Source organism: Siccirubricoccus sp. G192, assembly GCF_019084075.1.
GTDB lineage: Bacteria > Pseudomonadota > Alphaproteobacteria > Acetobacterales > Acetobacteraceae > G192.
On the sequence record NZ_JAHREN010000001.1, the window covers coordinates 2,136,847 to 2,160,315 of the forward strand.

The following is a 23,469-nucleotide window of genomic DNA, read 5'->3' on the forward strand; positions in this document are numbered from 1 at the left end:
GTCATGGCCAGCCTGAAAGACCTTCGTGGTCGCATCAACAGCGTGAAATCCACGCGGAAGATCACGCAGGCGATGAAGATGGTGGCGGCGGCCAAGCTCCGCCGCTCCCAGGCGCAGGCGGAAGCCGCGCGCCCCTATGCCGAGCGGATGGAGCGCATGCTCGCCTCGCTCGGCGCGGCGGTGGCGTCCTCGCCGAATGCGCCGCGCATGCTGGTCGGCACCGGCCAGGAACGGGTGCACCTGCTGGTCGTGGTCACCGCCGACCGCGGCCTGGCGGGTCCCTTCAACACCAATGTCGGCCGCCTGGCCCGCACCCGCATCCGGGCGCTGGAGGCGGAAGGCGGGACGGTCAAGATCCTCTCGGTGGGCCGCAAGGGCGCGACCTACCTCAAGCGCGAGTTCGCCAGCCGCTTCGTCGGCGAAGTGAGCTTCACCGGCAAGAAGCGGGTGGAGTTCAGTGATGCCGAGGCGGTGGCGCTCCGCATCACCGAGATGCTGGAAGCCGGCGAATTCGATGTCTGCAGCCTGCTCTACAACCGCTTCCGCAGCGTCATCGTGCAGATCCCGACCGACCAGCGGCTGATCCCGGCGCCGCTCCCCGAGGATGCCGCGGGCGCGCCGGCGGCGACGGGGCCGCAGGCGCAGTATGAATACGAGCCGGCGGAGGAGGAGATCCTCGCCACGCTGCTGCCGCGCAACCTGGCGATCCAGCTCTATCGGGCGGTGCTGGAGAACGCGGCCGGCTTCTACGGCAGCCAGATGAACGCCATGGACAATGCCACGCGCAATGCCGGCGAGATGATCGACAAGCTGACCTTGAACTACAACCGCACGCGCCAGGCCAATATCACCAGGGAGCTGATCGAGATCATCTCCGGGGCCGAGGCCCTCTGAGGAGCTACGGGACGATGAAGAACAATGTCGGAACCATCGCGCAGGTCCTGGGCGCCGTCGTCGACGTGCAGTTCCCGGGCGAGCTGCCCTCCATCCAGAACGCGCTGTCCACGAAGAACGGCGACAATACGCTGATCCTCGAAGTGGCGCAGCACCTGGGCGAGCGCACCGTCCGCTGCATCGCGATGGACATGACCGATGGCCTGGTCCGCGGCCAGGAAGTTGTGGATTCGGGTTCCGGCATCACCATGCCGGTCGGCCCCGGCACGCTCGGCCGCATCCTGAACGTCATCGGCCAGCCGATCGACGAGCGCGGCCCGGTGCCGCACGAAAAGACCTACACCATCCACCGCGAGGCGCCGCCCTTCGACGAGCAGGCGACCAGCACCGAGATCCTGGCCACCGGCATCAAGGTGGTGGACCTGCTGGCTCCCTATTCCAAGGGCGGCAAGATCGGCCTCTTCGGCGGCGCCGGCGTGGGCAAGACCGTGCTCATCCAGGAGCTGATCAACAACATCGCCAAGGCGCATGGCGGTGTTTCGGTCTTCGCCGGCGTCGGCGAGCGCACCCGCGAAGGCAACGACCTGTATCACGAGATGATCGATGCCGGCGTCATCAAGCTCGGCGAGGGCACTACCGAGGGTTCCAAGGTGGCCCTGGTCTATGGCCAGATGAACGAGCCGCCGGGCGCGCGTGCGCGCGTGGCCCTCTCCGGCCTGACGCTCGCGGAGTACTTCCGCGACGAGCAGGGCCAGGACGTGCTGTTCTTCGTGGACAACATCTTCCGCTTCACCCAGGCTGGCGCCGAGGTCTCGGCGCTGCTCGGCCGCATCCCCTCGGCGGTGGGCTACCAGCCGACGCTGGCCACCGACATGGGCGCGCTGCAGGAGCGGATCACCAGCACGAAGAAGGGCTCGATCACCTCGGTGCAGGCGATCTACGTGCCGGCCGACGATCTGACCGACCCGGCGCCGGCCACCTCCTTCGCGCACCTCGATGCTACCACGGTTCTCAGCCGCCAGATCGCCGAGCTCGGCATCTACCCGGCGGTGGATCCGCTGGATAGCACCTCCCGCGCGCTCAGCCCGCAGGTGGTGGGCGAGGAGCATTACCGCGTCGCCCGCGAGGTGCAGCGCATCCTGCAGACCTACAAGTCGCTGCAGGACATCATCGCCATCCTTGGCATGGACGAGCTTTCGGAAGAGGACAAGCTGGTCGTGGCGCGCGCCCGCAAGATCCAGCGCTTCCTCAGCCAGCCCTTCCACGTGGCCGAGGTCTTCACCGGCTTCCCCGGTATCTTCGTGAAGCTCGAGGACACGATCCGCTCCTTCGCGGGCATCGTCTCCGGCCAGTACGACCACCTGCCGGAAGCGGCCTTCTACATGGTGGGCACCATCGAGGACGCGGTGGCGAAGGGCGAGACCATGAAGGCGGCGGCCTGAGGCCGCAGGCGGGAGCCCCCTCATGGCAACCTTCCAGCTCGAACTCGTCTCGCCGGAGCGGCTGCTGCTCGCGCGCCAGGTGGAGATGGCGACCATCCCCGCCGTGGAAGGCGAGATGGGCGTCCTGCCCGGCCACTCGCCAATGATCGTCGCGCTGCGCGGCGGCGTCATCCGGGTGCGGGAGAATGGCGCGGAGAGCGAGCGGCTCTTCGTCGCCGGCGGCTTCGCCGAAGTGGCGCCGGACCGCTGCACCGTGCTGGCCGATGAGGTCACACCGGTCGCCAGCCTCTCCCGTGCCGAGGCGGAGCGCCGCCTGGCCGAGGCCGAGGCGGCGATGGCCGGCATCACGGGCGAGGACCCGGCGGAGCGGCGCGACGCCGCCCTGGCCCGGGTGCTCTCCATGCGGGCCATGCGCGACGCGGCCGAGGCCGCTTAGGAAACCTTCCGGGCTGCGGCCCGGCCGCCGCGCTTCCGGGCATGGCGGAGGGGCAACGCCTGTCGCTTTTCTGCCATGCGGCGCCGTGGCCGCCGGGCAACACTGCTTGATTCCCAGCGCCGCCCGCCGAACATTGCCTCGGCGGGCGGCGTTGCCGCATTGGCGCCACGGAGTCGGGCCGGCAAGGGAGCCGCGGGATAATATGAAACATTGGCGCATCGAGCAGGTGGCCTGGGACCGCTTCGATCCGTCGAAAGTGGACCCGGAGATCGTGCCGCTGGTGAAGGCCGCGGCGATGGTCGAACGCAATGGCGGCGACTATGCGCTGTATCTGAACCGGGTCTTCGCCGATGATCCGGTATTCCAGCAGGCCGCCGACTACTGGTCGGTGGAGGAGATCCAGCATGGCGACGCGCTCGGCCAATGGGCCTCGCTGGCCGATCCCGGCTGGGACTATGCGGAATGTTTCGAACGCTACCGCGCCGGCTACAGGATCGACATCAACGCCGATGCCTCCATCCGCGGCAGCCGCACTGGCGAGCTGATCGCCCGCTGCATGGTGGAAACCGGCACCAGCAGCTATTACACGGCGCTGGCCGAGGCCACCGAGGAGCCGGTGCTGCAGCAGGTCTGCCGGTTGATCGCGGCGGATGAATTCCGCCACTTCAAGCTCTTCTACGACCACCTGAAGCGCTATCTGGCGCGGGAGAATCTCACTTTCCTGCAACGCCTGCGCGTCGCCGCCGGGCGGATCGGCGAATCCGAGGATGACGAACTCGCCTTCGCCTTCCATTGCAGCAATGAGGATCCGACGCTGGGCTACGACCACGACCGCTGCATCGCGGGCTATATGGGTCGCGCCATGGGCTTCTATCGCTACCGCCATATCGAGCGGGGCATGGGCATGGTCTTCAAGTCGGTGGGACTGGAGCCGCGCGGCCGGCTTTCCGATCTCGCCGCGCGGGGCGCCTGGCGGCTGCTGTGCTGGCGCCGGGACCGGTTCCGCAACACGCTGCTCCGCCAGGCCGCGCCCGCCGCGGCTGACCTGGCGCGGGCGGCCTGACGGCGCCCAGGGAATAGGCATGGTGGCAGCGCTCCGCCCGGGCCGCCGCCATCTTCTGGCCGCGGCAGCAACCGTGGCGGGGGCATTGCCGGCCCAGGCCACCGAAGGCTTGCGGAGTATCGCCGCCAGGCATGGCGTCACCTATGGCTGCGCCGTGCAGGCGGACTGGCTGCAGACCGATGCCGTCTATGCCGCGGCCATCGCCCGGGAAGCCGCCGCCCTGGTGCCGGAAGGCGGCGCGAAATGGTGGGATCTCCGCCCGGCGGAGGGCCGCTTCGACTTCAGTGCCCTGGATGCCATCACCGGCTTCGCCGCGAAGCATGGCCAGGTGGTGCGCGGCCATACCCTGGTCTGGCACGCCGCCATGCGCCCCTGGACGGAGGCGGCGCTGGAGGCGGGGCCCGCCCGCGCCCGGCGGGAGCTGGAGGCGCATCTGGACGGCGTGCTCGGCCATGCCGCCGGCAGCATCCGCGACTGGGACGTGGCGAACGAGGCCGTGGCCGATCCCTGGAACTCCACCGAATTGCTGAAGGACAGTCCCTGGCTGCGCGCCCTTGGCCCCGCCTATCTCGATCTTGCCTTCCGCTTGGCCCGCGCGCGCGACCTCGGCCTCACGCTCACCTACAACGACTATGGCTGCGAGCATGACACCCCGCATGATGCGGAGAAGCGCCGCCGCGTGCTGGCGCTGGTGCGCGGCATGCTGGACCGGGGCGTGCCGATCGATGCGGTGGGGTTGCAGGGCCACCTGCACCGTGATGCCGCTTTTTCCGCACCGGCGCTGGCGAGCTTTGTGCGAAGCCTGCGCGATCTCGGCCTCGCCGTCCTCATCACCGAACTTGATGTGATCGAGCCACCGGAGCCCTCGGACCCGGCGCCGCGCGATGCAGCGGCCGCGGCCATCACCCATGCCTTCGTCTCGACGGTGCTGGAGGCCGGGGGACGGGCGGTGCTGACCTGGGGCATCACCGATCCCTATAGCTGGGCCAATACCGAACCGGCCATGGCCCGGGCGGATGGGCTGCCGGGGCGGCCGCTGCCGCTCGACGCCGGCTTTCGCCCGAAGCCGATGTGGCACGCGCTGGCCCGCGCCTTCGCCGGCCAGCCCTGGCCCTGACGGATTTGGCCCGGCACCCGCCGCCGGGACGGAAACGCCGTGGAGGATGGCCCTGATGCTCTCCACCTTGCCCGGCGCCGAGACGCCCGCGGCGCAGACGGCGCGCTCCAGCGGAGGATGCATCCGGGCCGCGGGAAAGCTGCGGCACGCGACCGCCGCACCATAACGGGCTTGCCGCCGGCCTATTCCCGCCCGCGCAGCGGCACCTCGCGCAATGCGAGCGCGAAGCCCAGCGCCACCGCCAGGATCGCCGAGGCCACGCCGAAGACCAGGGAGAAGGTTTCCCTCGCCGTCTGCCGCAGCGCCTGCAGCAGCGCCGCATCCACCCCGCCGTCGTGCCCCGCCCGCATCAGCGCGAGCCCCGGGCTTTCCCCGAGTGCCGCCGCGCCGCCCAGCGCCTCCGCCCCCGCGGCCAGCCCGCCAAGCAGGATGGCCGAGAGCAGCGCCACGCCGAAGGCGCCGCCCATCAGCCGGAAGAACATCATGCAGGAGACGCCGATGCCGCCATCCTTCGGCTCCAGCGCGTTCTGGACGGTGACCGTCATCGGCGAGAACTGGCAGCCGAAGGCGAGGCCCAGCAGCAGCGTCACGGCGGAATCCAGCAGCAGCGAATGGCCGAGGCCGATCAGCGCGATCAGCGCGCTCATCAGCGTCGCGACCGAAGTGCCCATGATCGGCAGGAAACGGTAGCGCCCGGTCCACGTCACCGCCTGGCCTGCCAGGAAGGAGCCGGTGACGCTGCCGAGCGTCATGGCGATCATCCGCAGGCCCGCCTCATTGGGGGAAAGCCCGGATACCAGCTGGTAGTAGAGCGGGATCAGGATCACCAGCGCCGTCATCATCATGGAAGCGAGGCAGGTGATGACGATGGCCACGGTGAAGATCGGATTGCGGAACAGGTGCAGCGGCAGCATCGGCTCCGGCGCGCTCGCCTCCTGCACCAGCAGCGCCGCCAGGAACACCGCGCCGAGCACGAAGCAGCCAAGCGCCGCCGGCGAGAGCCAAGACCCGGCGCGCTGCACATAGGTGATGCCGAGCAGGAAGGGCGTGAAGGCCAGCAGGATCAGGACCGCGCCCAGCCAGTCGATCCGCGGCCGCCGCGTCGGCCGCGGCAGCCGGCGCAATTGCAGATACGTCATCGCGAAGGCAGCCGCGCCCAGGGGCAGGTTGATCCAGAAGATCCAGTGCCAGGACAGATGGCTCGAGAACAGCCCGCCCAGCACCGGGCCGATGACATTGGCGGTGGCGAAGGCGGTGGAGAGGTAGCCCTGCACCCGCCCGCGCTCGCGCGGCGGCAGGATGTCCCCCACCACCGCCAGCGACACGGCGCGCAGCCCGCCGCCGCCCAACCCCTGCACCACGCGTGCCGCGATGAGCGCCAGCATCGTGGGCGCCAGCGCCGAGAGCATCGATCCCCCCGACAAAGACCGCGACCGAGACCAGCAGCACCGGCCGCCGCCCGAAAAGATCCGAGAGCCGCCCATAGATCGGCGTGGTGACGGTGGAGGCGATGAGATAGGCGGAGACCACCCAGGGCATCAGATCCCAGCCGCCGAGATCCTGGGCGATGGAGGAGAGCGCGGTCGCGACGATGGTCTGGTCGAGGCTGGACAGGAACAACGCCAGCATCAGCCCGATGACGATGGTGCGCACCTCCCGCGGCGAGAAGGCAGGGGCGGGGAGGGCGGCAGGGTTCGGGGTGTCGCGCAAGGCGGAACAGTCTAGTGGCGGACGGCCCCGGCGCCAAGCCAATGCGCGTTGACGGGCCGGGATGTCCTCGCCGGGCTTCCCGGAAGGCCAGGCTTTCCGCAAGGCCGGACCGATATGCTGCTCGCCATCCTGCCCCGATCCGCTCCGCCCGCACCTTGCCGGAGGCCCTCGGAACCGCGCCGGCGCATCCGCGGTTTGCGCCCTGACAAGGACGGACAGCCGGCCGCGGGCTAGTCCCAAGGCCAGAATTGGAAGGAAGCCTGCACATGCCTGGACGACTGGAGAGCAAGACGGCCGTGATCACGGGCGCGAGCAGCGGCATCGGCCGGGCGATCGCGCAGCGCTACTTGGAGGAAGGCGCGCGGGTGGTGCTGTTCGGGCGCAACCGCGCCGGGCTGGAGGAGGTGGCATCGGCGGCGCCCGGCCGGGCGCATGTCGTCGTCGGCGACGTGACCCGCCCCGACGACCTGCGCCGGCTGGCCGAGGAGGCCGGACAGCGCTTCGGCCGGATCGACATCGCCCTGCCCAATGCCGGCATCGCGCGCGTCCTGCCCTTTGCGGAGAGCACGCCCGAGGCCATGGACGAGCAGTTCCGCATCAACCTGTTCGGCGCGGTGGAGACGGTGCGCCTGCTGCTGCCGCTGTTCGGCGAGACGGGCGGCGCGGTGCTCTTCATCACCACCTTCCTTGCCCGGGTCGGCCTGCCCGGACTTGCGGCCTATAGCGCGAGCAAGGCGGCGCTTGGCTCCTTCGCGCGGACACTGGCGGTGGAACTGGCGCCGCGCGGCATCCGGGTGAACGCGATCGCCCCCGGCCCCATAGAGACGCCGCTCTGGGGCACCGTCGGATTGCCGCCGGAGGTTCTGGCCGAGACGGCGCGCCAAGTGACGCAGCGGCTTCTGCCCGGCCGCTTCGGCAAGCCGGAGGATATCGCCGAGGCGGCGGTCTTCCTGGCCTCGGATGCCGCGCGCAACATTTTCGGCCAGGAGATCGTCATCGACGGCGGCTATACCGTGGGCTGACCCATCTACGGCGCGGGCGGGCCGGGGGCACCGGGCGCAGGGCCTGGCACCAAGGGAGACCGGTCCGGGCCGCCGAACGGCGCCCGCGCCGTTTGCCTGTATGGCGCGCACCCCGCATCATGCGCCGCCACCCCTGGTCAGGAGGAAGCCTGCCATGCCCGCCATCCCGGAAAAGCCCGTCCTGCTCACCGGCGCCGCCGGCAATCTTGGTCGCGTGCTGGCGCGGGAGCTGGCGGCGATGGGCTGGACCCTGCGGCTCACCGACATCCATTCCTTCCCCGAGGCGCTGCCGCCGCGCGCCGAATTCATCCGCGCCGACCTGAACGATGGCGTCGCGCTGCTGCGCCAGGCGGAGGGCTGCGGCGCCATCCTGCACTTCGGCGGCATCAGCGTGGAGCAACCCTTCGAGACCGTCTTCGGCCCCAATCTCCGTGGCCTCTATCACGTGTATGAGGCAGCGCGGCGGGAACAGGCGCGGGTGGTCTTCGCCAGCTCCAACCACTCCATCGGCTTCCATGAACGCCCGCAAGGCAACGAGGCCAGGATCGATGCCGACTGCGCCTTCCGGCCGGATGGCTATTACGGGCTGTCGAAAGCCTATGGCGAACTGATGGGCCGGCTCTACTGGGACAAGCACGGGGTCGAGAACGTCAATCTGCGCATCGGCTCCTGCCTGCCGGAGCCGCTGGAGGCGCGGATGCTCGCCACCTGGCTCTCCTATGCCGACCTGGTGCGGCTTGCGGCGGCGGCGGTCATGGCGCCGCGCACCGGGCATTGCGTGATCTGGGCCTGCTCCGCCAACCCCGCCAGCTTCTGGGGCGAGGACCATCGCGCGCGCATCGGCTGGCAGCCGCAGGACACGGCGGAGGCGTTCCGCGCGCGCATCGCCGGCAAGCTTTCCGGCGATCCGGTGGTCGAGCGCTACCAGGGCGGCGCCTATGCCGGCATGGACTACACGCGGGCGCAGCCCTCGCCGCGCGACCACTTCGCGCTGGACGAAGCCGCCGGGAGCGCGGGGAGCTGAACCAGCCGCGCCTGGAAAAACCGGCTTGCTGAGCCTGGAGGGCGGCGGCTGGACCGCCGTGCTGTTGCCGGAGCAGGGCGGCGCCCTGGCCCAGCTGGGCTTCCATGGGCGGGAGGTCTTGGCGCCGCTGCCGCTCGGCGCCGATCCCAATGCCAGTTTCGGCGGCGCCTTCCTCATGGCGCCCTGGGCCAATCGGCTGGATGGCGGGCTGCTGCCGGTGGCCGGCATCGCATACCACTTGCCGGTGAACCGGCCGGAGGACGGCACCGCCATCCATGGCCTGGCGCGCGAGCATCCCTGGCAGGTGCTGGCGGCCTCGGCATCGCGTGCGATGCTGGTGCAGGAACTGGACGCCACCGCGCTCGGCCTGCCACTGCGCTATGCGGCGCGGCTGGAGGTAATGCTCGGTCCGCTGCATGCGCATATCACGCTGTCGCTGACGAATGCGGGTGACCTGCCCTTTCCCTTCGGGCTCGGCTGGCATCCCTTCTTCGCGCGGCCGGCGGGGACGCGGCTCCGCTTTCGCGCCGACACGCTCTTCGCGCGGGACGCGCGCAGCCTGCCCGTGGCGGCGCAGCCCAGCCCCGGCGTCGATGGCGACGAGGCCGCCTATGCCGGGCTGGACACGCATTTCGCCGGCTGGGACGGCCTGGCGGAGATCAGCCGCCCCGATCTCCTGCTGCGGCTGCAGGCCACGGGCGCCTGGTCGCGCAACCTGCAGGTCTTCGCGCCGGCCGGTGGTGACGTGCTGTGCGTGGAGCCGGTGAGTCATGTGCCGGACGCGCCGAACCGCCCCGGATTCGCCGCGCATGGATCGCTGACCATGCTGCCGCCGGGCGATGCGCTGGTGGCGCGACTCGCACTCGCCGCGGAAATCTGACGCGCGCTTCGTGTTTGCGTGCAGGCGCGCGGGAACGCGCGGCGCTGCGTGACGTTGCCTGCCGCAACCGGAACGCAAAGGTCACGGCATGGCAGGCACCGCGCGACTCCGACCCGAAGCTATGTGGGCGGGTGCAGGCGCGCGTCACCCCCGCGGGGCATCCGGCGCGACCGCCAGCACGCCGGATACCGGGCCGCCATCTGGGCCAGCGGCGTGCCGGCGACAGCCCCGGCGAATGGATGCAAGGTCATCGAGGCGCCGGTTCCGGCTGTCTCTCCACCATTAACATCCCTGAAGGGAGGCGCAAGAGAATGAGCGAGAGCCCGTACCGCCCTGCCGAGGCGGACAGTTCGGACGCGCTGCAGGTTTTCCGCCGCCTGGTCAACATGCAGGCCGCAGAGTTGCGCGACTGGCTGGAGACCGAGCAGAGCCGCAGCGCCGGCTGGACCGATGAAGGCGAGGATGCGGCGGTGGACCACCAGTCCGGGCGCCGCGTCCTTGTTCTGCTGGAGCGCGGCGATGCGCCGCAGGCCGAAGCGGAGCAGGAATTCCTGCGGCAGGTGGTGGGCTTCATCCGCCGCCGCCTGGCGCAGCGGCCCGAGGACGACACCGCGGCGGCGCGCTGGCGCCATTCCCTGATGAATTGGGGACATGATCCGATGAAGGACGAGGCAGAGGAGACCGCCATGCAGGATGACGACACGCCGCACCAACCCGAACAGGACTCTGCCCAGGAGGCCGGCCAGGAGATCGGCCAGGAGGAAGGCGGCCAGCAGGAGGCGCCGAAGCGCGGCCGCCGCGCTGGCGCCTCCACCGGCACGCGGACCCGGCGCAGCAGCGCCGGCACCACCGAACGGGCGAGCGGCACAAGGAGTGCCGCCGGCACCGGTGCGAAGCGCGGCGCCGCTGGGCGCACGGCGGCGGCGGCGAAGGGCGGCAGGGCAAGCGCCGGCAGTCGCGGCAAGGCAGCGGCGGGCAGCACCACGCGCAGCAGCGCGACGGGCACCGCCAAGCGTGGCGCCGCCGGGCGCACGGCGGCGGCGGCGAAGGGCGGCCGGGTGAGCGCCGGCAGCCGTAGCAAGGCGGCGGCCGGCAGCACCACGCGCAGCAGCGCGACGGGCACCGCCAAGCGTGGCGCCGCCGGGCGCACGGCGGCGGCGGCGAAGGGCGGCCGGGTGAGCGCCGGCAGTCGCGGCAAGGCAGCGGCGGGCAGCACCACGCGCAGCAGCACGACGGGCACCGCCAAGCGCGGCGCCGCCGGGCGCACGGCGGCGGCGGCGAAGGGTGGCCGGGCGAGTGCCGGCAGTCGCGGCAAGACGGCGGCGGGCACCGCCTCGCGCGGCAGCGCGACGGGCACTGCCAAGCGCAGCGCCGCCGGGCGCACGGCGGCGGCGGCGAAGGGTGGCCGGGCGAGTGCCGGCAGTCGCGGCAAGACGGCGGCGGGCAGCACCACGCGCAGCACGGCGTCGCGCAGCACGGCTTCGCGCAGCACTGGCACCCGTGCAACCGGCACGCGCACGGCCAGCCGCAGCACCGCCGCGAAGACCACCCGCAGCACCGCCAGCCGGGCAGCGCAGAGCGAGGGTGGCCGCAAGGGCGGCAGCGCGCGCACGCCGCGCAAGGCAGCGGCGGCGCGCAGCAATGGCGCCAAGGGCGGCGCCGCCCGCAGCACGCGGACCAGCACCGCCGGTGGGGCGAAGCGCGTCACGGGCACGGCCGCCAAACGTGGCACGGGTACGGCCGCGAAGCGCGGCACCGGTGCCACGCGCGGCGCCGCCGGGCGGACCACTGCGGCAGCGAAGGGCGGGCGCACCTCCTCCGGCGGGCGCGGCAGCACCCGCAGCCGCGCCTAGGTCCCGCTCCCTTCCTTCGCCGTGCTGTGCGATGGAGGGGGGGATGGGCGGATTGCTGAGAAGGGCCGGAGCATGCCAGGCATGCTCCGGCCCGGTTCCTTCCTGATGGGCCTTGCGCTGGCGGTTCCGGGCGAGGTGGCAAATCCGGATGCCGGAAAGGGGCCGGACCGGGAGGGGCCCCCTCCGTCCCATGAAAGCCCGGTTGCAGCCGGTTCGGGTGGCCGGCCGCCGCGATCCCGCCAGGGCTTCCCGCTTCCGGCCCGGCCTTCCCAGGCGTGGCGGGATGCATTGGCGCCCCATGGCCGGCGGCCGCGGCGCGATCCTGGGGAGCCTCGCCCTCTCCGGCGCCTGCTGGAATATGCTACGGAACTGGACCCGCGCCCTGGCCCGCCGGCCGTGGCGCCAACCCGCCAGCATGAAGGCCAGGCCGCATGAGCCACGCGATGACCACCCCGGCCGAGGACCTGCTCTTCGGTCTCACCCGCCTCGTCGACCTGCCCGGCCTCACCGCCGCCGCCGGCGCGCCGCTCGGGCCCGAGGATATCGGCGCCATCATCGAGGAGGCTGCGCGCTTCTCGCGCGAGGTGCTCTGGCCGAATGCCCAGGCCGCCGACCGGCACGGCGCGGTCTATGAAAATGGCGTGGTCCGCGTGCCGCCCGGCTACCAGGACGCCTATCGCGGCTGGGTGGAGGGCGGCTGGCAGGGCCTGCCCGCGCCGGCCGAGGTACAGGGCGTCGCCACCGGCGGCCAGGCGCTGCCGCAATCCCTCTGGATGGCGGTGCAGGAACTGGTGACGGCCGCCGACATGGCCTTCAGCCTCTGCCCGCTGCTCACCGCCGGGGCGATCGAGGCACTGGTGGAATACGCCACCCCGGAACAGGCGGCGGCCTGGCTGCCGCGGCTGGTCTCCGGCGAATGGACCGGCACCATGTGCCTGACCGAGCCGCAGGCCGGCAGCGACTTGGCGCTGCTGCGGACCCGCGCCGAGCCGGCGGGCGAGGGCCGCTACCGGCTGCATGGCCAGAAGATCTTCATCACCTATGGCGAGCACGACCTGACGCCGAACACGCTGCACCTGGTGCTGGCCCGGCTGCCGGATGCGCCGCCCGGCACCCGCGGCATCAGCCTCTTCGCCGCGCCGAAGGTGCTGCCGGATGGCAGCCGCAACGCGCTGCGCTGCGGCGGCATCGAGCGCAAGCTCGGCATCCACGCCTCGCCCACCTGCATCATGCTGTTCGAGGGGGCGGAGGCGGAGCTGATCGGGGCGCCGCATCGCGGGCTGAACGCCATGTTCACCATGATGAACGCCGCCCGGCTCGGCGTCGGCATCGAGGGGGTGGCGCAGGGCGCCCGGGCGCTGGCACTCGCCGAAGCCTATGCCGCCGAGCGCATCCAGGGCGGCGGCCCGATCGCCCGCCACCCGGATGTGGCGCGCATGCTGGCGGAGATCCGCGCCATCACCCTGGCCGGCCGGCTGCTGGCGCTGGAGGCCGGGGCCGCGCTCGACCGCGCCCGGCTGCTGCGGGAGGAGGGGGCGGAGACGCGGGTGGCGCTGCTCACCCCCATCGTGAAATCCTGGTGCACCGATCGCGGCGTGGATTGCGCCTCGCTCGGCATGCAGGTGCATGGCGGGATGGGCTTCGTCGAGGATACCGGCGCCGCGCAGGTGCTGCGCGATGCCCGGATCGCGCCGATCTATGAGGGCACCAACGGCATCCAGGCGATCGACCTGGTGGCGCGCAAGCTGTTCCGCGATGGCGGCGCGGCGATGCGGGGGGCTGATCTGGGAAGTGCGCAGCGCCGACCAGCGCCTGGACGCCGCCGCCGATGCGCTGGAACGCGCCACTGCCTGGATGCTGGACCAGGGCCAGGCCAATCCCGATGCCGCCCAGGCTTCGGCCAGTGCCTATCTGGATGCGGCGGGCTGGACGCTCGGCGGCTGGATGCTGGCCCGCGCCGCCGCCGCGGATGATCGCTACGCCCCGATCGCCGATTTCTACCTGCGGCGCCTACTACCCCGGGCCGCGGCGCGGGTGGCGGAGATCGAGGCTGCGGAGGCGGTGCTGGCGCTGCTGCCGGGCCAGGGCGCGACCGCCTCGGGCTGAAGCCGGCCGGCACGGCGGATTGTTGCGCTGTGCCGCCCTTGCGGATGGCGCATGTCACCGCATCTCCGCGGCTGCATATCGTGACGGCCGTGCATGAACGCTCCGCTTGCCACCCCCTCGCTGCGGGCCACGCATCCTCGCGTTGCCGTGATTGGCGCCGGCCCGGGCGGCTTGGCCGCCGCCATGCTGCTGGCCGCCGCCGGGGCGCGGGTGACGCTGCATGAGAAGGACGCCGTGGTCGGCGGCCGCACCCGCACGCTGACGGCCCCCGGCGGCTATCGCTTCGACCTCGGCCCCACCTTCTTCCTCTATCCCCGCATCCTGTCGGAGATCTTCGCGGGCTGCGGCGCGAGGCTGGAGGAGGAGGTGGAGCTGGTCCGCCTCGACCCGCATTACCGCTTGGTCTTCGAGGGGCATGGAAGCATCGAGGCCACCGCCGATCCGGCACGGATGGAGGCTGAGATCGCGAAGCTGTGCCCCGCCGATGCAAGGGGCCTGCGCCCTTTTCTGGCCGAGAACCGACGCAAGCTGGAAGCCTTCCGGCCGGTGCTGGAGCGCGCCTTCTGCTCGCCCGCCGATGTCCTCGGCCTCGACATGCTGAAATCGCTACGCCTGCTGCGGCCGCACCGCAGCGTGGATGCCGACCTGTCGCGGCATTTCCGCGACCCGCGCGTGCGCCTCGCCTTCTCCTTCCAGGCCAAGTATCTCGGCATGAGCCCGTTCCGCTGCCCGAGCCTCTTCACCATCCTGAGCTTCCTGGAATACGAGCATGGCGTGTTCCACCCCATGGGCGGCTGCGGCGCCGTCTCCGCCGCCATGGCGCGGGTCGCGGAGCGGAACGGGGTGGAGATCAGGCTGAACTCCCCCCGTGGAGCGCATCGCCTTCGCCGGCCGCCGCGCCATCGGCGTCGAGACCGGCGGGCAGCACCATGCGGCGGATGCGGTGGTGGTGAACGCGGATTTCGCGCATGCCGTGCCGCGCCTGATCCCGGATGCGCTGCGCCGCCGCTGGACCGACCGGCGCATTGGCAGGGCCCGCTATTCCTGCTCCACCTTCATGCTTTATCTCGGCATCGAGGGGACGCTGCCCGGCCTGCCGCATCACAGCATCCTGCTGGCCGAGGACTACCGCCGCAACATCCGCCAGATCGAGAGCGGCGAGATCCCGGATGTGCCGAGCCTCTATGTGCAGAATGCCGGCGCCACCGACGCCTCCATGGCGCCGCCGGGCCATGCCAGCCTCTATCTGCTGATCCCGGTGCCCAATCTGCGCCATGGCACCGACTGGGCGGCGGAGGCACCCGGCTACCGCCGCCTGGCGCTGGACCGGCTGCGCGGCCTCGGCATCCCCGATCTCGAATCCCGCATCCGCCATGAACGCATGGTGACGCCGCGGGACTGGCAGGAGGAATTCGCGGTGGGCCATGGCGCCACCTTCAACCTCGCGCATGATCTCGGCCAGATGCTCTGCTTCCGGCCGGGCAACCGCTTCGCGGATCTGGAGGGGGTCTATCTGGTGGGCGGCGGCACCCATCCCGGCAGCGGGCTGCCGGTGATCTATGAGGGCGCGCGCATCACCAGCGGCCTGCTGGCGCGCGACCTCGGCCTGGCGCCGGTGCCGGCGGGCAGCGGTTTCGCGCAGGGAATGGCGCCGGCCTATGGGGTGGCGGGTTGAGGGCCGTGAAAGGATCGGGCATGGGCGCGCAGGTCGTGGTGGTGGGCGGCGGCCTCGGTGGGCTGGCGGCGGCCTGCGTGGCGGCGGCGCGCGGGCATCGCGTCACCCTGCTGGACAAGAACCCCTGGCTCGGCGGCAAGGCGGCGGTGCTGCACCTGCCGGCGCCCGATGGTTCCGGTGGGTTCCGCTTCGACATGGGCCCCACCATCCTCACCGTGCCACGCGTGCTGCGCCGCATCTATGCCGAGGCCGGGCGCGACCAGACGCGCGAATTGCCGCTGATCCGCCTCGACCCGCAATGGCGCTGCTTCTTCGCGGATGGCAGCCGGATCGACCTGGCCGAGGATGTCCCGGCCATGGCCCGCACCATGGAGGATTTCGCGCCGGGCAGCGGCGCCGGCTATCGCCGCTTCCAGGAGGTGGCGCGGCACCTGCACGGGGTCTCGGAGAAATTCTTCTTCTGGAAGCCGGTGGAGGGCCTCACCGATACCATCGACCTCCGCGCCAATCTGCGCGCCGGCACGCTGCGCGACGTTGCTGGCGCTGCGCATGGGCCAGACCGTGGCGAAGGTGATCCGCGGCCATGTGCCGGATGCGCGGCTGGCGCAGATGCTGGACCACTACTGCCAATACGTCGGCTCCAGCCCCTATCTGGCGCCGGCGGTGCTCTGCTCGATCGGCGACATGCAGGCGAGCGAGGGCGTGTGGTACCCCGAGGGCGGCACCCGCGCGGTGGCCGAGGGGCTGGCCCGGCTGGCCGGCGAGCTTGGCGCCGATCTCCGCACCGGGGTCGATGTGACCGGCTTCGATATCGAAAACGGCGCCGTGCAGGCGGTGCGGACCGCCTCAGGCGAGCGCATCGCCTGCGATGCCGTCATCTCCAACATGGATGCCATCCGCACCTACAAGGAACTGGTGGGTGGCGATGCCGGGCGGCGCTACGCGCGGAAGGGCTTCGAGCCCGCCTGTTCCGGTGTGGTGCTCTATCTCGGCCTGAGCCGGCGCTACGGGCATCTCGCGCACCACGACTTCGTCTTCTCCCGCGACGCGGAGGAGGAATTCGACGCCATCTACAAGCGGGGCGAGCCGGCCGCCGACCCTACCGCCTATCTCGCCGCCCCCTCCGGCACCGACCCTTCCGTGGCGCCGGAGGGCGGCGAGGCGCTCTATGTGCTGGTCCATGCGCCGCATCTGCGGCCCGGGCAGGACTGGGCACGGATGTTCCCTGCCTATCGCCAGGTGATCCTGGACAAGCTGAAGCGCTGCGCCGGCCTCGGCGATATCGAGGAACGCATCGTGGTGGAGCGGGCGCTGACGCCGCAGGACATCCACGACCGCTACCGGGTGCTGGACGGGGCGATCTATGGCCTGGCCTCGCATGGCGCCTTCCTCGGCGCCTTCAAGCCGGGCAACCGCTCGCGCGCCGTGCGCGGGCTTTATCTGGCCGGCGGCGCGGCGCATCCGGGGCCGGGCATGCCAATGGTGATGATGAGCGGCTGGATCGCCGCCGATGCGCTGGACCGCGATCTCGGCGGCCGCGGCATGTCGCCGGAGGCCGAGGCGGCGGGCCAGCGGGATGCGGCGCGGGCCGCGCTCGCGGCGGAATGAGCGGCGCGGGCGGCGAGGGGCGCAAGTCAGGCCGGGCGCCCGGCGCCGCCTCGCCGGTCGCGCTGCACTCGCCCTGGCGGCACGCCTTCTTCCACCGGGTCTTCACCCGCTTCGCTACCAAGCACCTGCGGGCCGTGCGGATCGCCCGCTGGGGCCTGCCGGCGCCGCTGCCCGGAGTGCCGCTGGTGGTCTTCGCCAACCATCCCTCCTGGTGGGATGGCGTGGCCTTCACGCTGCTCTCCACCCGGTTGTTCCCGGATCGGACCATGTATGTGCCGATGGAGGCGGCGGCGCTCGCCCGCTATGGCTTCATGCGCCGCCTCGGCGTCTTCGGCATCGAGACCGGCAGCCCGCGCGGCGCCGCCGCCTTCCTGGCCGTGGTGCGGGAGGTGCTGGCTTCGCCCGACCGGATGCTCTGGATCAACGCCCCCGGCCGCTTCTGCGATGCACGAAAGCGTCCGGTGCCGGTGGTGCCCGGCCTGACCCACCTGCCGGAACTGGCGCCCGAGGCCCAGTTCCTGCCACTGGCCCTGGAATACCCCTTCTGGAACGAACGCGCCCCCGAGATGCTGGCTGGTTTTGGCCCCCCGGTTTCCGCCGCCACCCTGCTGGCCATGCCGCGCGAGGCCCGCGCCGCGCACTTCGCCGCCGCGCTGGAGGCCAGCATGGACCGCCTGGCCGGGGATGCGCTCTCCCGCGACCCCTCGCGGTTCGAGACGCTGCTGCGCGGGCGGGAGGGCATGGGCGGAATCTGGCAGGGCTGGCGGCATCTCGGCGCGGCGCTGCGAGGCCGGCGCTTCGATCCACGGCACGATCCGGGGGCAGGGGCGTGATGGGCATGGCTCGCGGAGCGCCGGCATGAGCCTCGACCCCGCCCTCCTGGCCTTGGCCCTGGCCGCCATGCCAGCGGCATTCGGGCTGGTGAACCTGCTGTTGCTGCCATGGGCGCGGGGCGTGCCGCCGCCCGGCACGCGCGTCTCCATCCTGATCCCCGCCCGCGACGAGGCCGGCAATATCGAGGCCTGCCTCCGCGCCGCCCTGGCCAGCGAGGGCGTCGAGGTGGAGGTGCTGGTGATGGATGACGGCAGCCGCGACGGCACGCCCGGGATCGTCCGCCGCTTCGCCGCCGGGGATGCCCAGCTCCGGCTGCTCTCGGCGCCGCCCCTGCCGCCCGGCTGGACCGGCAAGGTGCATGCCTGCGCCCGGCTGGCCAAGGCCGCCACCGGCAGCCATCTGCTGTTCATCGATGCCGATGTGCGCCTCGCCCCCGGTGCCGCCGCCGCGCTGGCCGCCCATGCGATCCGCCACCGCCTCGCCATGGTGAGCGGCGTGCCGCGCCAGGTGATCCGCTCGCTCGGCGAGGCGCTGACGGTGCCCGCCATCAACCTGCTGCTGCTCGGCTACCTGCCCGGCGGCGGCCGTGGCTTCACCCGCCACCCGGCTTTGGCCGCCGCCTGCGGCCAGCTCGTGCTCTGCGACCGGGCCGCCTATGCGGCGGTGGGCGGGCATGGCGCGGTGCGGGGCGTGCTGCATGACGGGCTGGCCCTGGCCCGGCGATTCCGCGCCGGGGGCCACCGGACCGAGGTGGTGGATGGCGCGCCGCTCGCCACCTGCCGGATGTATCGCGGCTTCCGCGAGGCCTGGCCCGGCTTCCTGAAGAATGCGCGGGAGGGGATGGCGACCCCGCTCGGCCTGCCGGTCTGGACCATGCTGCTGGCCGGGGCGCATCTCTGGCCCTGGGCACTGCTGCCGGCGCCCTCCGCCATCGCGGCGCTGGCATTGGTATTCGGCCTGCGCGCCGGCATCACCTGGCGGGCGCGGGAGCCCTGGTGGACCGTGCCGCTGCACCCGCTGACGGTGCTGGTGGCGCTGGCCATCCAGTGGACAGCCCTGGCCCGCTGGCTGCTCGGCCGGCCGGCGGGCTGGAAAGGCCGCGCATATCCAGCCACAAAGGCGGCATGAGCAGCGCCGCCCTCTCCGCCACGCCTTCCCGCGACCACGACACGGAGAATTTTCCCACCGCCTCGCGGCTGCTGGCGCGGCCGGTCCGCGCCCAGGTGATGGCCTTCTACCGCTTCGTCCGCACCGCCGACGACATCGCCGATAGCCCGGATCTCGCGCCCGGAGAGAAACTCGCCCGGCTGGAGGCGATGGAGCGGGCATTGGATGACCCCGGCACCTCCATGGCGGAGGCGCGGCGCCTGCACGAGCTGGCGGTGGGCACGGAGGAGGCGCGGCTGATGCTCTCCGCCTTCCGCCAGGACGCCACCCAGGCCCGCTACGCCGATTGGGCGGCGCTGGAAGATTACTGCCGCCGCTCTGCCGACCCTGTCGGGCGGATGCTGCTGCGCCTGCATGGCGATGCGGCGCCGGGCGCCATCGCCGCCGCGGATGCGCTCTGCACCGCGCTGCAGGTGCTGAACCACCTGCAGGACCTGGTGCCGGACCGCGCCGGGCTCGGCCGCGTCTATCTGCCGCTGGCCTGGATGGACCTCGCGGGCGGCGAGGCCGGTTTCTTCGACCCCGCGAATGCCGCGCGGCGCCGCGAGGTGCTGGATGCCGCGCTCGACCGGGTGGAGGCGGCGCTCGACCGTGCCAGCGCCCTGCCGCGGCTGCTGCGGGCGCGGCGCTTGGCCTGGCAGAGCACCGTCACCATCGCGCTGGCCCGGCGGCTGCTGGCGCGGCTGCGCGCCGCCGACCCGGTGGCGGGGCGGGTGGCGCTGGGCCGGGCCGATTTCGCCCGCGCCTTCCTTGCCGCGCCCGGCCGCGGCCCACGCGACGCGGCGCTGGTGCGCAGCCGGGTCGCCCGCGCCGGCTCCTCCTTCGCCCGTGGCATGGCGGCGCTGCGCGGCGAGCGGCGGCGGGCGCTCTGGGCGGTCTATGCCTTCTGCCGGGCGGTGGACGACATCGCCGATGGCGCCATGCCGGAGGCCGAAAAGCGCCGCTTCCTGGCGGAGTGGCGCGGCAAGCTGGAGGTCCCCGATTGCGCCCTCTCGCGCGAACTGGCCTGGGCGCGGTCGGCCTATGGTGTCCCGCCTGCCGAATGCGAGGCGATGATCGCCGGCATGGAGACGGATGCCGCCGACCGGCTACGCCTGCAAAATGGAGGCGATCTGGACCTTTACTGCCGCCGCGTCGCCGGCAGCGTGGGCGCCATGGCGGTACGCATCTTCGGCGCACCGGAAGCGGAAGGCTTTGGCTTGCGCCTTGGGCATACCATGCAACTCGTAAACATTCTCAGGGACATCGATGAGGATGCAGCGCGTGACCGCATCTACATCCCACTCAACTACCTCGGTCGGCAGAACATCACGGATGGGCCTGCGCCGGAGGTCGTCGCTCACCCAAGGATTTCGGTGCTGTGCGGCATTCTGGCGCGCCGTGCAGCCGAGGGTTTTGCCAGCGCCGAGCGGGACATTCACCGGTTCGACCCAAAGGTTATGCGTCCGGCTGCCGTGATGATGTGGGGCTACAAGCGCCTGCTGGAACGCATGCTAGCGCGCGGTTGGGAACCTGGCGCCCGCCCGCGGCCGCGCCTCACGAAAGGCGAGAAGCTCCGCATGGGCTGGATGGCGCTGGGCTCCGGCGCGCCGTGATCGGAACTGGACCAGGGATCGCGGCATGACCGTGCATGTCGTTGGCGCCGGCGTCGCGGGCCTCGCCTGCGCGCTGCGGCTTGCCGAGGCCGGCCATGCCGTGGCGCTGCACGAGGCCGCGCCCCAGGCCGGCGGCCGCTGCCGCGCCCTGCCGGACGGCACCGACAACGGCACCCATGCGCTGATCGGCGGCAACCGCGCGGCGCTCGGTTTCCTGGACCGGATCGGCTCCCTGCCGGGCTGGGTGGAGCCGGAGCCCGAGGGCCTGCCGGTCTTCGACCTGGCGGATGGGACGGCCCGTCTGGTGGCGCTCTCGCCGCTGGGCTGGGTGGTGCCGGGGCGGCGGCCCGCCGGCTTCTCCGCGGCGGCGCTGCTGGCGCTGGCGCGGCTCGCCCTGCCGCTGCGCGACCGGACGGTGGCGGAGGTGATGGCGGGCAGCCCGGGAATTCCATCGCGGCTTCGTCGATCCGCTGGTGGTGGCGGCGCTGAACACGCCCTCCGTCGAGGCGTCCTCGCGCCGGCTCGGCGCCGTGCTGCGGCGGATGCGGGGCAGGGGGGGCGACGCGGCTGCTGGTGGCGCGGCAGGGGCTTGGCCCTGATCTCGTCGCCCCGGCCCTGGCGGCGCTGGAGCGTGCCGGCGTGGCGATCCGCTTCGGCGCAAGGCTGCGGCGGCTGGAACGACGGGAGGGCCGCCTCGCCGTGCTGGACTTCGGCGAGGATGCGGTGGCGCTCGGCCCCGGCGATGCCGCGGTGCTGGCGACGCCGCCCTGGGAGAGCGCGCGCCTGCTGCCGGACCTGCCGGTGCCGGCGGAGCATGCGCCGATCGTGAACCTGCATTTCGCGCGCCCCGGCCCCGGCCCGCTGCGCTTCATCGGCCTGCTGGACGGGCTCTGCCAATGGGTGCTGGTGCGGCCCGCGGGGGTGAGCGTGACGGTCAGCGCCGGGGATGCGGCGGCGCGGGAGGACCAGGCGGCCCTCGCGCCGCGCGCCTGGGCGGAGTTGCGCCGGGCGGCGCTGGGCTTCGGCCTCGCGGGCGGCTGGCCGGAAGCCCCGCCGCCCTGCCGCGTGGTGAAGGAGCGCCGCGCCACGCCGCGCCACACCCCAGGGGCCCCACCCCGGCCGCCCCGCCTGCCTGCCCCGAACCTGGCCCTGGCCGGCGACTGGACCGACCCGGTGCTGCCCGCCACCATCGAGGCCGCGGTGCTGAGCGGCGAGGCCGCCGCCCGTGCCTTGGCCGGGCTGGCGCCGCACTGAGGGCCCCGGCCGGCGGGCCTGCCGCATCGTCGAAGGGCGGCAGGGACGCCCGGCCTCGTGGCCTTTGGGCCTTGCGGTCCCTGCCGGAACAGGGCCTATGCCTGTCAGGCCTGGAGCGGCAGCGGCTTTGGGAATCCGGTTTTCCCCTCCACGCTCCAGCCCTGACGCCTTCATGCGGAGGTGATGATCCTGTCGAGGTGCGGAAACATGCCGGGCGACACTGACCAGGACAGCCCGGCGGCCGTGCCGGCGGGTGCGGATTGGGGCCCGCTTTCGAGCCTGCCGGGCAATCCGATGATCTGGATCCTGATCCTCGGGGAGCTTCTCGTCTTCGGGGCCTTCTTCATGGTCTTCGGCATCGAGCGGGCGCGGGACCCGGCCCTTTTCGACAGTTCGCAATTGCATCTCGACCGGACCATCGGCGCGGCGAATACGCTCGTGCTGATCACCAGCGGCTGGCTTGCCGCGCTCGGCGCGCGGGCCGAGGCATCGGGCAGGAACCCGCGTCGCCTGCTGGCGGGCGCCGCCGCGCTCGGCCTCCTGTTCCTGGCGATCAAGGCCAGGGAATACGCGGTGGAGATCGATGCGGGCTTCACGATCGAGACCAATACCTTCTTCACCCTGTACTACCTGCTCACCGGCTTCCATGCCCTGCATGTGGTCATGGGCGTGATCCTGCTGGTCATCGTCGCCTGGCTGCGCGGGGAGGAGAATGTCGAGACGGCCTGCGCCTTCTGGCACATGGTGGACCTGATCTGGGTCATCCTCTACCCGCTCATCTACCTGATCCGCTGACCCTGGACGGACGGAAGACCATGGTGCTGACCCGGACTTGGCTGCTGCTTGTCGGGCTCACGCTCGTTGCCCTGTTCTTCGGGCGGCCTGGCGGGCACAGCTCGCTCGGGGCCGGGGTGGTTGCCCTGGTGCTCCTCGCATCCTGCTTCAAGGCCGTGCTGATCCTGCGGGATTTCCTGGACCTGCGGCGGGCCGGATCAGGATGGCAGGCGTTCTTCTACTTCTACCTGGCCGTCATCGCGGCGGGTCTGCTCGGCGCCTATGTGCTGGCCGAGACGGGAGCGGTGGTGAGAGTGCGCTGACCTACCTGGCGGGGGCGGAGCACGCTGCGGCGGCCCGCAAGGGCGGCCGGGTGACGACGGATTAAAGCCGCGCCGCCGGGGCCGCGGTTTCGGGGCTGGGCGCCTGCCGCAGCAGTTCCAGCGCCTCTTCCACCCCGGGCACCACCTCGAACAGCCGCCGATGCGCGGGGGCGACGAAGCCGCCCTCGATCAGCGCCTCGATCAGCGCCAGGAAGGGCTGCGCCCAGCCGGCCACGTCCAGCAGGATGATCGGCTTCTCGTGCAGGCCAAGCTGCCGCCAGGTGATGATCTCCACCGTCTCGTCCAGCGTGCCGAGGCCGCCCGAGAGGGTGATGAAGGCATCCGCCAGCTCGAACATGCGGGTCTTGCGGGTATGCATGCTGCTGGTGATCTCAAGCTCGGTCAGCGCCGCATAGGGCCGTTCCATATGCGTGAGGAATTCCGGGATGACCCCCCCGCACCCTGCCGCCCCCGGCCAGCGCCGCCTCCGCCGCCAGGCCCATCAGCCCGATACCACCGCCGCCATAGACCAGCGTGATCCCGGCCCGCGCCAGGGCGGTGCCGAGTTGCCGGGCCGCCGCCGCATGGGCCGGATCGGTGCCGGCGCGGGTGCCGCAGAAGACGGCAACGGAACGGATATGCTTGGGCATGGCGGACTCCTGCTGCATGCCATCCCAACGCGGCGCCGCCGT

Annotated in this window: 20 protein-coding genes and 5 pseudogenes; 22 read left to right on the plus strand and 3 right to left on the minus strand. The window is 72.1% G+C overall.

The genetic code is table 11. The features are described from left to right. The first annotated feature begins 3 nt into the window (after positions 1–3). From KSF81_RS10135 to KSF81_RS10155, 5 genes are all read left to right on the plus strand, one after another. Positions 4–894 carry a F0F1 ATP synthase subunit gamma gene (locus KSF81_RS10135; RefSeq protein ID WP_217378870.1) on the plus strand — a complete coding sequence of 297 codons (891 nt, stop codon included), beginning with the start codon at positions 4–6 and terminating at the stop codon, positions 892–894. Between the two features lie 14 nt (positions 895–908). Further along, on the plus strand, positions 909–2,336 hold the full coding sequence (gene atpD, locus KSF81_RS10140) for a F0F1 ATP synthase subunit beta (protein ID WP_217378871.1): 1,428 nt from the start codon (positions 909–911) through the stop codon (positions 2,334–2,336). 22 nt (positions 2,337–2,358) lie between these two features. After that, positions 2,359–2,772, plus strand: coding sequence for an ATP synthase F1 subunit epsilon (atpC, locus tag KSF81_RS10145; RefSeq protein WP_217378872.1), 414 nt, complete (start codon positions 2,359–2,361; stop codon positions 2,770–2,772). A gap of 202 nt (positions 2,773–2,974) precedes the next feature. Then, positions 2,975–3,835, plus strand: coding sequence for a ferritin-like domain-containing protein (locus KSF81_RS10150; RefSeq protein WP_217378873.1), 861 nt, complete (start codon positions 2,975–2,977; stop codon positions 3,833–3,835). A gap of 19 nt (positions 3,836–3,854) precedes the next feature. Then, positions 3,855–4,952, plus strand: coding sequence for an endo-1,4-beta-xylanase (locus tag KSF81_RS10155; protein WP_217378874.1), 1,098 nt, complete (start codon positions 3,855–3,857; stop codon positions 4,950–4,952). Positions 4,953–5,134: 182 nt separating this feature from the next. Here KSF81_RS10155 and KSF81_RS10160 read toward each other — a convergent pair whose 3' ends face one another. Together KSF81_RS10160 and KSF81_RS32015 are read right to left on the minus strand one after the other, a co-directional pair. Further along, entirely contained in the window at positions 5,135–6,361 is a 1,227-nt protein-coding gene (locus tag KSF81_RS10160; RefSeq protein ID WP_217378875.1) for an MFS transporter, read from the minus strand. Positions 6,362–6,377: 16 nt separating this feature from the next. Further along, positions 6,378–6,581, minus strand: a pseudogene (locus tag KSF81_RS32015) (MFS transporter); the annotation flags it as partial. A gap of 347 nt (positions 6,582–6,928) precedes the next feature. Between KSF81_RS32015 and KSF81_RS10170 the strand changes: the two are divergent. From KSF81_RS10170 to KSF81_RS10235, 17 genes and pseudogenes are all read left to right on the plus strand, one after another. Next, positions 6,929–7,684 carry an SDR family NAD(P)-dependent oxidoreductase gene (locus tag KSF81_RS10170; protein WP_217378876.1) on the plus strand — a complete coding sequence of 252 codons (756 nt, stop codon included), beginning with the start codon at positions 6,929–6,931 and terminating at the stop codon, positions 7,682–7,684. 154 nt (positions 7,685–7,838) lie between these two features. After that, entirely contained in the window at positions 7,839–8,708 is an 870-nt protein-coding gene (locus KSF81_RS10175) for an NAD(P)-dependent oxidoreductase (protein ID WP_217378877.1), read from the plus strand. A gap of 25 nt (positions 8,709–8,733) precedes the next feature. Further along, the gene (locus KSF81_RS10180; RefSeq protein ID WP_217378878.1) at positions 8,734–9,588 is read left to right on the plus strand and encodes an aldose epimerase; all 855 of its coding nucleotides are present in this window, start codon (positions 8,734–8,736) and stop codon (positions 9,586–9,588) included. Positions 9,589–9,899: 311 nt separating this feature from the next. Further along, the gene (locus KSF81_RS10185; protein ID WP_217378879.1) at positions 9,900–11,441 is read left to right on the plus strand and encodes a DUF3140 domain-containing protein; all 1,542 of its coding nucleotides are present in this window, start codon (positions 9,900–9,902) and stop codon (positions 11,439–11,441) included. 431 nt (positions 11,442–11,872) lie between these two features. After that, complete coding sequence (locus tag KSF81_RS10190) at positions 11,873–13,414, plus strand: acyl-CoA dehydrogenase family protein (protein WP_217378880.1); 1,542 nt, start codon at positions 11,873–11,875, stop codon at positions 13,412–13,414. Further along, positions 13,296–13,547, plus strand: coding sequence for an acyl-CoA dehydrogenase C-terminal domain-containing protein (locus KSF81_RS29435; protein ID WP_254453447.1), 252 nt, complete (start codon positions 13,296–13,298; stop codon positions 13,545–13,547). Before KSF81_RS10190 ends, KSF81_RS29435 begins: the two co-directional genes overlap by 119 nt. Before the next feature lie 183 nt (positions 13,548–13,730). Continuing rightward, positions 13,731–14,354 (plus strand): annotated as a pseudogene (locus KSF81_RS29440) (FAD-dependent oxidoreductase); the annotation flags it as partial. Between the two features lie 61 nt (positions 14,355–14,415). Continuing rightward, entirely contained in the window at positions 14,416–15,222 is an 807-nt protein-coding gene (gene crtI, locus KSF81_RS29445; protein ID WP_309139528.1) for a phytoene desaturase family protein, read from the plus strand. 20 nt (positions 15,223–15,242) lie between these two features. Beyond that, positions 15,243–15,605, plus strand: a pseudogene (locus tag KSF81_RS32020) (FAD-dependent oxidoreductase); the annotation flags it as partial. A gap of 166 nt (positions 15,606–15,771) precedes the next feature. Continuing rightward, complete coding sequence (locus KSF81_RS10205) at positions 15,772–16,830, plus strand: phytoene desaturase family protein (RefSeq protein WP_254453448.1); 1,059 nt, start codon at positions 15,772–15,774, stop codon at positions 16,828–16,830. Next, a complete protein-coding gene (locus tag KSF81_RS10210; RefSeq protein WP_217378881.1) occupies positions 16,827–17,663 on the plus strand; it encodes a lysophospholipid acyltransferase family protein in 837 nt (278 codons plus the stop codon). The genes KSF81_RS10205 and KSF81_RS10210 overlap by 4 nt, the downstream gene beginning before the upstream one ends. Before the next feature lie 25 nt (positions 17,664–17,688). Further along, complete coding sequence (locus tag KSF81_RS10215; protein WP_217378882.1) at positions 17,689–18,792, plus strand: glycosyltransferase family 2 protein; 1,104 nt, start codon at positions 17,689–17,691, stop codon at positions 18,790–18,792. Then, a complete protein-coding gene (locus KSF81_RS10220; protein ID WP_217378883.1) occupies positions 18,789–20,426 on the plus strand; it encodes a squalene/phytoene synthase family protein in 1,638 nt (545 codons plus the stop codon). Before KSF81_RS10215 ends, KSF81_RS10220 begins: the two co-directional genes overlap by 4 nt. A gap of 25 nt (positions 20,427–20,451) precedes the next feature. After that, positions 20,452–20,700, plus strand: a pseudogene (locus tag KSF81_RS29455) (FAD-dependent oxidoreductase); the annotation flags it as partial. A gap of 299 nt (positions 20,701–20,999) precedes the next feature. Continuing rightward, positions 21,000–21,680, plus strand: coding sequence for an FAD-dependent oxidoreductase (locus KSF81_RS10225; protein WP_309139529.1), 681 nt, complete (start codon positions 21,000–21,002; stop codon positions 21,678–21,680). 207 nt (positions 21,681–21,887) lie between these two features. Next, positions 21,888–22,475 (plus strand): cytochrome c oxidase subunit 3, encoded by a 588-nt coding sequence (locus KSF81_RS10230; RefSeq protein ID WP_217378885.1) that lies wholly within the window; start codon positions 21,888–21,890, stop codon positions 22,473–22,475. A gap of 20 nt (positions 22,476–22,495) precedes the next feature. Further along, the gene (locus KSF81_RS10235; RefSeq protein ID WP_217378886.1) at positions 22,496–22,777 is read left to right on the plus strand and encodes a cytochrome C oxidase subunit IV family protein; all 282 of its coding nucleotides are present in this window, start codon (positions 22,496–22,498) and stop codon (positions 22,775–22,777) included. Between the two features lie 61 nt (positions 22,778–22,838). Here KSF81_RS10235 and KSF81_RS32025 read toward each other — a convergent pair. Further along, positions 22,839–23,427 (minus strand): annotated as a pseudogene (locus KSF81_RS32025) (TIGR00730 family Rossman fold protein). Between the last annotated feature and the right edge of the window lie 42 nt (positions 23,428–23,469).

What these genes read in the sequence shown, in the direction of transcription:
- KSF81_RS10185 (WP_217378879.1), top strand. Translation starts at nt 9,900, where the DNA reads ATGAGCGAGAGCCCGTACCGCCCTGCCGAGGCGGACAGTTCGGACGCG.
- KSF81_RS10205 (WP_254453448.1), top strand. Translation starts at nt 15,772, where the DNA reads ATGGGCCAGACCGTGGCGAAGGTGATCCGCGGCCATGTGCCGGATGCG.
- KSF81_RS10170 (WP_217378876.1), top strand. Translation starts at nt 6,929, where the DNA reads ATGCCTGGACGACTGGAGAGCAAGACGGCCGTGATCACGGGCGCGAGC.
- atpD (WP_217378871.1), top strand. Translation starts at nt 909, where the DNA reads ATGAAGAACAATGTCGGAACCATCGCGCAGGTCCTGGGCGCCGTCGTC.
- KSF81_RS10230 (WP_217378885.1), top strand. Translation starts at nt 21,888, where the DNA reads ATGCCGGGCGACACTGACCAGGACAGCCCGGCGGCCGTGCCGGCGGGT.
- KSF81_RS10150 (WP_217378873.1), top strand. Translation starts at nt 2,975, where the DNA reads ATGAAACATTGGCGCATCGAGCAGGTGGCCTGGGACCGCTTCGATCCG.
- KSF81_RS10155 (WP_217378874.1), top strand. Translation starts at nt 3,855, where the DNA reads ATGGTGGCAGCGCTCCGCCCGGGCCGCCGCCATCTTCTGGCCGCGGCA.
- KSF81_RS10220 (WP_217378883.1), top strand. Translation starts at nt 18,789, where the DNA reads ATGAGCAGCGCCGCCCTCTCCGCCACGCCTTCCCGCGACCACGACACG.
- KSF81_RS10160 (WP_217378875.1), bottom strand. Translation starts at nt 6,361, where the DNA reads ATGCTCTCGGCGCTGGCGCCCACGATGCTGGCGCTCATCGCGGCACGC.
- KSF81_RS29435 (WP_254453447.1), top strand. Translation starts at nt 13,296, where the DNA reads ATGCTGGACCAGGGCCAGGCCAATCCCGATGCCGCCCAGGCTTCGGCC.
- KSF81_RS10210 (WP_217378881.1), top strand. Translation starts at nt 16,827, where the DNA reads ATGAGCGGCGCGGGCGGCGAGGGGCGCAAGTCAGGCCGGGCGCCCGGC.
- KSF81_RS10235 (WP_217378886.1), top strand. Translation starts at nt 22,496, where the DNA reads ATGGTGCTGACCCGGACTTGGCTGCTGCTTGTCGGGCTCACGCTCGTT.
- atpC (WP_217378872.1), top strand. Translation starts at nt 2,359, where the DNA reads ATGGCAACCTTCCAGCTCGAACTCGTCTCGCCGGAGCGGCTGCTGCTC.
- KSF81_RS10215 (WP_217378882.1), top strand. Translation starts at nt 17,689, where the DNA reads ATGAGCCTCGACCCCGCCCTCCTGGCCTTGGCCCTGGCCGCCATGCCA.
- KSF81_RS10190 (WP_217378880.1), top strand. Translation starts at nt 11,873, where the DNA reads ATGAGCCACGCGATGACCACCCCGGCCGAGGACCTGCTCTTCGGTCTC.
- KSF81_RS10135 (WP_217378870.1), top strand. Translation starts at nt 4, where the DNA reads ATGGCCAGCCTGAAAGACCTTCGTGGTCGCATCAACAGCGTGAAATCC.
- KSF81_RS10175 (WP_217378877.1), top strand. Translation starts at nt 7,839, where the DNA reads ATGCCCGCCATCCCGGAAAAGCCCGTCCTGCTCACCGGCGCCGCCGGC.